The organism is Flagellimonas aurea, from assembly GCF_017313785.1.
Taxonomy (GTDB): domain Bacteria; phylum Bacteroidota; class Bacteroidia; order Flavobacteriales; family Flavobacteriaceae; genus Flagellimonas; species Flagellimonas aurea.
Window position 1 is genome coordinate 394,985 of record NZ_JAFLNL010000002.1, and the last position, 9,833, is coordinate 404,817.

Annotated in this window: 7 protein-coding genes and 1 tRNA gene; 3 read left to right on the top strand and 5 right to left on the bottom strand. The window is 43.0% G+C overall.

What is annotated here, in order from left to right:
* Nucleotides 1–187: 187 nt before the first annotated feature.
* The 5 genes from J0656_RS05155 to J0656_RS05175 all read right to left on the bottom strand — a co-directional run bounded on the left by J0656_RS05155 (nt 188) and on the right by J0656_RS05175 (nt 3,958).
* Nucleotides 188–264 (bottom strand) — tRNA-Arg (locus tag J0656_RS05155).
* A gap of 105 nt (nt 265–369) precedes the next feature.
* A complete protein-coding gene (locus tag J0656_RS05160; protein WP_207032026.1) occupies nt 370–1,236 on the bottom strand; it encodes a sugar phosphate isomerase/epimerase family protein in 867 nt (288 codons plus the stop codon).
* 143 nt (nt 1,237–1,379) lie between these two features.
* Entirely contained in the window at nt 1,380–1,967 is a 588-nt protein-coding gene (locus J0656_RS05165; RefSeq protein ID WP_207032028.1) for a YceI family protein, read from the bottom strand.
* Nucleotides 1,968–2,057: 90 nt separating this feature from the next.
* Nucleotides 2,058–3,320, bottom strand: a complete 1,263-nt coding sequence (locus J0656_RS05170; protein WP_207032030.1) for a hypothetical protein — start codon at nt 3,318–3,320, stop codon at nt 2,058–2,060.
* A 35-nt stretch (nt 3,321–3,355) separates the two neighbouring features.
* Nucleotides 3,356–3,958 carry a YceI family protein gene (locus J0656_RS05175; RefSeq protein WP_207032031.1) on the bottom strand — a complete coding sequence of 201 codons (603 nt, stop codon included), beginning with the start codon at nt 3,956–3,958 and terminating at the stop codon, nt 3,356–3,358.
* A gap of 321 nt (nt 3,959–4,279) precedes the next feature.
* Between J0656_RS05175 and ppdK the strand changes: the two genes are divergently transcribed.
* The 3 genes from ppdK (at nt 4,280) to J0656_RS05190 (ending at nt 9,783) form a co-directional block, all read left to right on the top strand.
* Nucleotides 4,280–7,000 carry a pyruvate, phosphate dikinase gene (ppdK, locus tag J0656_RS05180; RefSeq protein ID WP_207032032.1) on the top strand — a complete coding sequence of 907 codons (2,721 nt, stop codon included), beginning with the start codon at nt 4,280–4,282 and terminating at the stop codon, nt 6,998–7,000.
* Between the two features lie 111 nt (nt 7,001–7,111).
* A complete protein-coding gene (locus J0656_RS05185; protein ID WP_207032033.1) occupies nt 7,112–7,993 on the top strand; it encodes a cation diffusion facilitator family transporter in 882 nt (293 codons plus the stop codon).
* A 59-nt stretch (nt 7,994–8,052) separates the two neighbouring features.
* Nucleotides 8,053–9,783 carry an alpha/beta hydrolase-fold protein gene (locus tag J0656_RS05190; protein WP_207032034.1) on the top strand — a complete coding sequence of 577 codons (1,731 nt, stop codon included), beginning with the start codon at nt 8,053–8,055 and terminating at the stop codon, nt 9,781–9,783.
* The last annotated feature ends 50 nt before the right edge of the window (nt 9,784–9,833 follow it).

Below are 9,833 nucleotides of genomic sequence, written 5' to 3' on the forward strand. Positions count from 1 at the left end.
GATTTATTAAGTCTGTTTCGACATTGCGTTTTAAATTTGAATTTTATTTATTGAATATTGGCCTAAACTAAAACAACGTAAATAAGCCCAAAACAAGTTAAATTATGTTAAAAAACAACGTGTTTGCAAATTGTTTGCAAAAAAAATAGGCCTCAGAAAGTAAAACTCTCCAAGGCCCTTTATTTACTGGTGATCGCGGAAGGATTCGAACCTTCGACCGTCTGCTTAGAAGGCAGATGCTCTATCCAGCTGAGCTACGCGACCAAAGTTTGCGGGTGCAAAGATACTAATGTAACCGATTGTAAAAAATATTTTTTTGATTTCTTGTCTTTTTTATCAGAAGTCTTTTACAATCGGTTACTAACTCTTTTACTTAAATCCTATCTCTTTCAATCCTTTATGACTGATTTTGATTACTTCCAAAGGTTTCTTGTCCCATGTCATATCCTGTTCAACAAAGTACTTTTCCATTCCAGATATGTCTTTTTTATCCAAAATTCTTCTAAAATCTATGGTCCCCTCACCTACAGGAGCAAATTTTCCTTCTTCATCCATATCCTTCACATGCCATAGTTTAAATCTGCCTGGATATTTTTCAAAATAGGATACCGGGTCTGCTTCCGCTCTGGTAACCCAATACAGATCCATTTGGAAGTTCACATACTTAGGGTCGGTATTCTCCAACAAGTAGACAATAGGCTTTATTCCATCTTCATTGTTCTTATACTCAAAATCGTGGTTGTGGTAAAGCAGTTTTAAACCGGCTGCTTCGCATTTTTTTCCGATTGTGGTCAAAATTTCTGCAAAGTCCTCCATGGTTCCTTTCATTCCCATAGTACGGTTCTCTGGATCAAAAGTAAACATGCCCATTGGAGGAACCGGGATGGTAAAATATTCAAAACCGGCCGCCTTGGTATCTGCAATCTGCTGATCGGCATTCTCCAAAGTTACACCGCCCATGTGCGTGCTGACAGGAGTTAATCCAATACTCTCTACATACGATTTAAAATCCTGGGGGTCCATTCCATAAAATTTTCCATCCGCATAACCTGCCGCTTCAATATAAGCATAACCGGCATCCGCAACTTTCTGCAAGGTTGCCTTGGCATCTTCTCCCATATTTTCCCGCACGGTATAAAGGGCAAGTCCACCAAAGCTCTCCTGAGCATAAAATGTAGTAGCGAAAAGCATTGAGGCCAGGGCAAGAATCCCTTTTGTAATAATTCTTTTTTTCATTATTAAAGTTTGAAGTTAATTTTAGTTTCTATGTGGTTACAAGATACTGATTATTGGTTTTATGAAATATGGGTAAAACTAAAAAATCCGTTAAGTAATTAGCTACTCAACGGATTCTTCAATAACAGAAAAAACAGATAATTCTATATCTCACTCATTCGTATGGCTAAATTAACCTTGATTTCGTTGTCCACCTTGATCATGCCCAGCATTTTTTTGGGCGGTTCCAGTTCAAAGTCACTCAATTTGAGCTCCAAGGTCCCCTTGACCTGAATGTTTTTTGTTTGTTCGCAATAGAGCTGAGTCTCAATAGTACGCTTAACACCTGCTATTTCTATCTCCAAACCTACATCTACCCTTCCTTTATTTGCTGCAGGAGGGTCTACGTAGAGTAGTTTCAAGTTTACCTTTGGGTGACGTTCTGTTTTGAGCAATTCCTTAAAATCCTTGTTGATGGCCTTTCCGCCACAATCAAAACAATCGTTCACTAATTTCAGCTCCGCATTTTTAAAGACGATATGCTCGGATTTTTCATCGTAGATCAAACGGATGGGCATTTCCAGTTCCTCCAAATTGTATACGCAACTGAACTGATTTACATTGGTAGTGCCCGAAATCACCACCTCGCTTTCCGAGGCTACCCTCACCTTGGTTTCTCTTTCGGGGTCGTTGAAGCTTAGCCCGATAAAAAAAAGCAATCCGAAGAATATAGTTTTTGTGATATGTGGCATTGAGGTCAACATGATAACTAAAATACTAGTTTTAAGGGTAAAGACCTAGGACATTGCTGTCCCAGGCCCTTTTAAAATCAATTGTATCGGTTAGAAACTGATGACAGCTTCCAATAAAAGTCCTTTGAACTCACCATCGTGGAAAATACTTGTGGTGTCATAACCATCGTATTGTTGGTTTACGTATTCTATTTTGGCCAAGATGTTCTTGGTCAAGAATACACCTCCACCCAATTGGAATCTGTCAATGGTAATCTCTGATCCTGATGGGTCATCGGATGTCACGGTATTGTATCGGGTACCTACGAAGAAGTTCTCTGTGCCCCCAAATCTGTAGATCAGTTCACCTGCCAATTGAGTGGCGGTTCTGTCATCTGTTTCGGCATCAGCTTTTCCTGAAGCAGTCTCAAAGGTTCCAAAGAACTCCAATCCTTTATATTTCACAAATGGGTTGATCATAAAGGCGGTAATCTCATTTCTAAGACCGGGGTTGTATCTACCAGATCTAAAGTTACCAGAGGTTGATGCCTCAGTATCCTCCATTACCAAGTAGTATCTAGAACCTGAACGGTCCGCACTATAAAGGTATACGTTACCTGATTTGCCTGTACTGTACATGGAACCTGTAAGTCTCAACCTCAAATCCTCACTAACTTGGGCATCATACCCTAGTTTTGCCAAGATTGAAGCTCCAGTGGTTTCTGGATTGTTCACCGCTTGGTTCAACTTACCATTGGAAAGTCCAAACATGGCAATGAATCCATTTTTTCTGAAGTAAACTTCACCACCCACCTCTGTGGTAAACGCATCCATGATCAAGTTACCAACAAATGGGTTGTGCATGGCTTGGGCGTTATCGGTTCTTCTGAAGTGCGCATCACCGTAGTTGTTTTCCATATGACCGACTTTAATGGTCAAATACTTCATGGCTTCTTCCAAGAACCCAGGGCTGATAAAGTCCAAATTATCTACTTGAAAATAACCTCCTTTAACATATGGCTCTGGGTGGTGACGAGATGATAAATAAGTTCTTAAGTGCATTCTCACACCCTTTGCCAATGCCACGTCCAAATCCAAGTTGGCGGTTGCTAGGTTAAAGTTGTCGCCGATTGGAATAAGTTCCACAGCTCCAGAGTTCTCATGATCAATAGCTTGAAATTGTAGCGTGGATGATCCACCTACCCTTACTTTAATGCCATCAAAGGTGGAAACAGTATCTTTTGGGGCTTCAAATACATTCACTCCATTTTTATCGGGTGAACGGAAATTGTCGAGGTTTCGGTTTTGGGAATATCCCATAAGGCCTACAAGGAATGCAGCAGCCAATAATCCGTATTTTGTGTATTTTTTCATCGTTGTATATTTATTAGTTGAGTATTAAGATTTAATTATTTCCAAACTGTGTTGTAATGAACTTCGATTTCATCACCTGTGGTAATTGTTCCCAGAAGGGCTTTTGGAGGATCAATTTTATAATCGGTCATTTTTAGGCCTTTCTTACCTTCCAGCAATACCTTTCCTTCATTAATGGTCAAATTGAAAGGAAGGTCTATTGTATTTGTGCTTCCGGCAATGGTCAGGTTACCTGTAGCAACCACTTTGTATTTGTTGGATGCCGATGTCACCGGAGAAATGCTCTTCACACTTTTTAGTTCAAATACAATTTGTTTGTGGTCTTTGGTCTCTAAAGCCTTATAGGTATTCTTGTCCATGGCCCCTTTACCGCTTTTTAAGCTTTCGGACTCCACTGTAAACTTTAGGGAGGTGATTTTCGGAAGCTCTGCGGTATTGTCCAAAGCAATCAAGCCTGATTTTTGCTCCGCAATCTCTTCCCAATCATGCAGGGTAGAAGTTCCTGTCACTTTAACTTCTCCTTCCCCATTGTTCAGCTTAAAACTTTGTGCTGAAAGTGCCAAGGGAACCAGAGTGAATGTTATCCAAAGGATAGCTGCCTTTAAAAGCGATTGTCGATGTGATGTATGATATTGCATAGTTTTTGGTTTTTGTTGGGTCAAAGATCTATTACGGAGTTTTCCTAAAAGATGATATATGTCAGGTTTTTCCTAAATGGTTGATTTTTAACAGCAGAACCGTCAAAATTTTCTTTCTTTTTTTAAAAAAAGTTGGATTAATCATTTCTGTGGTATACAAAAATCATTCAACCGATCGTGTTTGTCCAGCGATTTTCCCAAGAGTGAACTTTGACTTCTCCTCAGAGCCAAAAGACTGATTTTTATCATATTCTAACCTTCTTCCAGCCACTACTTTTACGTATCAATTTTAACACATATCAATCTTTAATAGATATACATATGGACACACTTGTAGAAAAACAGCTCAGCGTATACTCATTTGGCAATAAAAAAGCAGATGGTGGACGCGATATGAAGAACCTGCTTGGGGGCAAGGGCGCCAACTTGGCCGAAATGAGCCGAATCGGTATCCCTGTACCTCCCGGCTTTACCATTACAACTGAAGTTTGTACACAATATAATGAAGAGGGACGTGATGCGGTCATTGATCGCATAGAGCCCGAAGTAAGGAATGCCATAAATCATATTGAAGAAACCATGGGGGCCATATTTGGCGATGATGAGAATCCATTATTGATATCCGTCCGCTCCGGTGCAAGGGTCTCCATGCCCGGTATGATGGATACCGTTCTTAATCTTGGACTTAATGATGAATCCATAAAAGGTGTCATCAAAATGACCGGAAATGAAAGATTTGCCTGGGATTCCTATCGAAGGTTCATCCAAATGTACAGCAGCGTGGTGATGGGCCTCAAACCAGAATCAAAGGACGATCTTGACCCTTTCGAGGAAATCATCGACCACTTAAAGGATAAAAGAAGAATTGAGCAGGACACCCAATTTACCGTTCAAGACCTTCAGGATTTGGTGTATGACTTCAAGGACATCGTTAAAAAAAGAACAGGACAGCCCTTTCCCAATAATCCTTGGGACCAACTCTGGGGTGCCATTGCCGCAGTATTTGACAGTTGGAACGGAGATAGGGCCATATACTACAGAAAAATGCACGGATATCCCGAAGATTGGGGAACCGCCGTGAACGTACAGGCCATGGTCTTCGGAAACATGGGTGAGGATTCCGGTACAGGAGTTTGCTTTACCAGGGATGCCGGAACCGGGGAAAACAAGTTCAATGGTGAATATTTGATCAATGCCCAGGGCGAGGATGTTGTGGCCGGTGTCCGCACTCCACAACAGATTACATTGCTGGGTTCTCAACGTTGGGCCAAATTGGCACAAGTGGAAGAAGAGGAGCGCAAAGAAAGTTATCCTTCCCTAGAAGAACTCATGCCCGACATTTACAAGGAACTGTTCGAGTATCAAAATAAGCTTGAAACACATTACCAAGATATGCAGGACATGGAGTTTACCATACAACAGGGCAAACTATGGATTTTGCAAACCCGTAATGGTAAACGTACTGGAGCTGCAATGGTAAAGATCGCCATGGATTTGCTCAAAGAAGGATCAATAGATGAAAAAACGGCCCTAATGCGCATAGAGCCCAATAAACTGAACGAACTTCTACACCCTATCTTTGACCCAGAAGCCTTGCAAGAAGCTGATGTGATCGCCCAAGGACTCCCCGCCTCCCCAGGTGCGGCCACAGGACAAATCGTTTTCTTCGCAGATGAGGCCAGCAAATACAAAAACAGCATTTTGGTACGTGTGGAAACATCTCCCGAAGATGTGGAAGGCATGAACATCGCCAAGGGCATCGTAACGGCCCGTGGAGGTATGACTTCCCATGCTGCCGTTGTTGCCAGAGGTATGGGAAAATGTTGTGTCTCAGGTGCCGGTGCTCTCAAAATCAACTATAAGACCCGAACTTTAAAAGTCGGTGACCACGAGTATCACGAAGGCGACTGGATTTCCATCAACGGTTCCACCGGAAACATCCTGGAAGGAAAGATTGCCACCAAGGAACCTGAATTGAGTGGCGAATTTGCCGAATTAATGGAACTCTCTGACAATTATGCGACCATGGAAGTCCGTACCAATGCCGATACGCCCAAAGATGCGCTTATTGCACGGAACTTTGGGGCAAAAGGAATCGGGCTTACCCGTACCGAGCATATGTTCTTCGAGGTAGACCGAATCAAAGCCATGCGCGAGATGATTTTGGCAGACACTATCAAAGGACGCAAGCAAGCGCTCAAAGAACTATTGCCAATGCAGCGCAAGGACTTTGAAGGAATTTTTAGGGCCATGGAAGGTCTTCCCGTAACTGTTAGGTTATTAGATCCGCCGTTACATGAATTTGTGCCCCATCAATTGGCCACACAAAAAGAGTTGGCCGAAGAGCTGCACATTTCCTTGGCCGCTGTAAAAGGAAAAGTGGCAGAACTGGAAGAATTCAACCCGATGATGGGCCATCGTGGCTGTAGATTGGGGAACTCCTATCCTGAAATCACTGAAATGCAGACGCAGGCCATTTTGGAGGCTGCCCTCAATGTGAAGAAAGATGGCATCAACATGAAGCCCGAAATTATGATTCCTTTGGTAGGAACCGTGGAAGAATTCAAACAGCAAAAGGCCATAATCGATACCGTTGCGCAAGATATCTTTAAAAAGAGAAAGGATACCGTGGAATATTCCGTAGGTACCATGATCGAGGTACCAAGAGCAGCCTTGATAGCGGACAAGATTGCCGAAACAGCAGACTTCTTCTCTTTTGGAACAAATGACCTTACCCAAATGACGTTTGGATACTCTAGGGACGATTCCGGCAAGTTCTTGCCCACCTATCTTGAAAAAGGTATTTTAAAAGAAGACCCATTTGAAGTATTGGACCAAGAAGGCGTAGGACAATTGGTGGAACTTGGAACCCTACGGGGACGTATGACTAGGGCCAACCTAAAAGTAGGCATATGTGGCGAACATGGTGGCGAACCAAGTTCTGTTGGCTTCTGCCAAAAAGTGGGAATGAACTATGTGAGCTGCTCACCCTTTAGGGTGCCCATTGCAAGGGTTGCAGCGGCACAAGCAGAAATAGCATAGCTGCAAATACCTAACCATTCTGTTTTTTAATCCCCGACGCTTTATTTTATAGGGTGCCGGGGATTTTCATAAGTAATTTGCGTTCTTTGTCCCATGCAAGCGGAGAAAAACATGACCAACGAAAAAACTGCGGTCCGAACAACATACTTCAGCATTGCCGGTAACATAACCTTAGCACTGGTAAAAGGGGCTGCAGGATTTTTTGGAAACTCATACGCCTTGATTGCGGATGCCATTGAGTCCACTACGGATATTTTTTCATCTGCCTTGGTTCTCCTAGGGTTCAAATATGCGGAAAAGCCGCCCGATGAAAACCATCCTTACGGACATGGGAAGATAGAACCGCTCATTACGTTTATTGTTGTGGCATTTTTGGTGACCTCGGCAACCATAATCGCCTACGAGAGCATTCAACACATACAGACGCCGCATAAAGTCCCGGAACCATGGACCTTGTTCGTATTGACAGGTATAATTATCTGGAAGGAAATTTCGTTCCAGATAGTCATAAGAAAAAGTAAACAGACACAGAGTTCATCACTGCGAGCGGATGCTTGGCACCATAGAAGCGATGCCATCACCTCTGTAATGGCCTTTCTGGGCATTTCGATAGCACTCATATTTGGTGAAGGCTACGAAACCGCGGATGATTGGGCAGCACTCTTGGCTTCAGGGTTCATCCTTTACAACAGTTATTTGATCTTCAGACCTGCACTTGGTGAAATCATGGACGAACACCAATATGATGACCTTATCGAAGAAATTAGACAAAGGGCGCTAGAAGTGGAGGGTATATTGGGTACGGAAAAATGCTTTATCCGAAAATCAGGAATGAAATACCATGTAGATCTTCATGCTATCGTAAGTGGGGATATATCCGTGGAAAAGGGACATTGGATCGCCCATGCCCTAAAGGACCATTTACGTAAGGTGATTCCAAACCTGGGACATGTACTCATTCATATAGAACCGGACCAATACACTTATAAATAACCCTTTACAGTTTGGTCTATCGGTCAAATGAGCTATCTTTTTACTCTAATCCGACCGTTATGACCAGAATTTCCCTTTTATTTTCCTGTATCGCACTTTTGGTGGTATCCTGTGGACAGCCAAAAAATTCAAAATTTGACATCGCCGTTAGTTTTGATGAATCCGTTAGCACCAAAAACAAAGACGGACGATTGTTGTTGATGCTTTCAAACGACGATTCAAAAGAACCTCGATTTCAAATCAACGATGGACTCAATACCCAACTCATTTTCGGAATGAACGTCGAAGCTATGGCACCGGGGCAACCCATTACTTTTGATGAATCCATTTTTGGGTACCCCTACCCTAGTCTAGATAACGTGCCTCCGGGAGAATACCAAGCGCAAGCGCTATTGCATGTTTATGAAACTTTTGATTTATCCACAGGGCATACCGTAAAGCTGCCCATGGACAATGGAGAAGGCCAACATTGGAACACTTCGCCAGGTAATTTGTACAGCAAACCTTTTAAGGTCACCATCGGTGACAATGGCCTTGAAAATGTTTCGATTGTGATGGATCAAGAAATTCCTCCCATTCCAGAACCCGAGGATACCGAATGGATAAAGCACATTAAGATCAAGTCCGAAAAATTATCGGATTTCTATGGACGGGACATGTATTTGGGGGCGCATGTTCTTCTGCCGAAAGGTTTTGACGAGCATCCCGAAGCCAAGTATCCGTTGATGGTATTTCATGGACATTTTCCCAGTGACTTTGGCGGCTTTAGGACCACACCTCCAGACCCGAACCTAGAACCGGAGTATTCTGCCCGTTTTGATTTGGAAGGATACAACATCATACAACAACAAGAAGCTTACGATTTTTATCAAAGGTGGAACGAGCCCGATTTCCCGCGCTTCCTTATCATCGAGATACAGCATCCTACCCCTTACTATGATGATTCTTATGCGGTGAACTCGGCCAGTCAAGGTCCATATGGCGACGCCATTACCTACGAGCTTATCCCAGAAATCGAAAAACAGTTCCGAGGCATGGGTGAAGGGTGGTCACGATTTTTATATGGAGGTTCCACAGGGGGTTGGGAAGCCCTTGCCGTTCAGGTCAAATATCCGGAGGAATACAACGGTTGCTTTGCCGCCTGCCCGGATCCCATCGATTTTAGGGCCTACTGCCTTACCAACATTTATGAAGATGAGAATGCCTACTATTATGATTCCGCACACAAAAAGCTGGAAGTCCCCTCCCATCGAAATTATTTGGGCGATATACAGTCCACATTAAGACAGGGCAACCATTTGGAACTTGTATTAGGTGATAAATCACGTTCAGGGCAACAATGGGATATTTGGGAAGCCACTTATTCCCCGCAGGGCGATGATGGTTATCCCGTTCGGATTTGGGATAAAATGACAGGGGATATAGACCACGAAGTGGCTGAGTATTGGAAAGAGAACTATGACCTTCGCCATATACTGGAAAGGGATTGGGACAAGCTCGGACCGCAGCTCAAAGGTAAAATCCATATATATTGTGGTGACATGGACAATTATTACCTGAACAACGCCGTCTATTTGATGGAGGACTTTTTGGAAAGCACTACCGAGCCCTATTATGATGGAGAAATATTGTACGGAGACCGTGCAGAGCATTGCTGGAACGGAGACCCCGACCAACCCAATGCCATAAGTAGATTACGGTACAATTCGATGTACGTCCCTAAGATCATGAAACGAATTGCCGAAAGTGCACCGCAAGGCGCAGATTTGACCAGCTGGAGGTATCAATAATAAAAAATGGGAGCTTTTTTGCCCCCATTACTTTGATTGGATATTTAGTA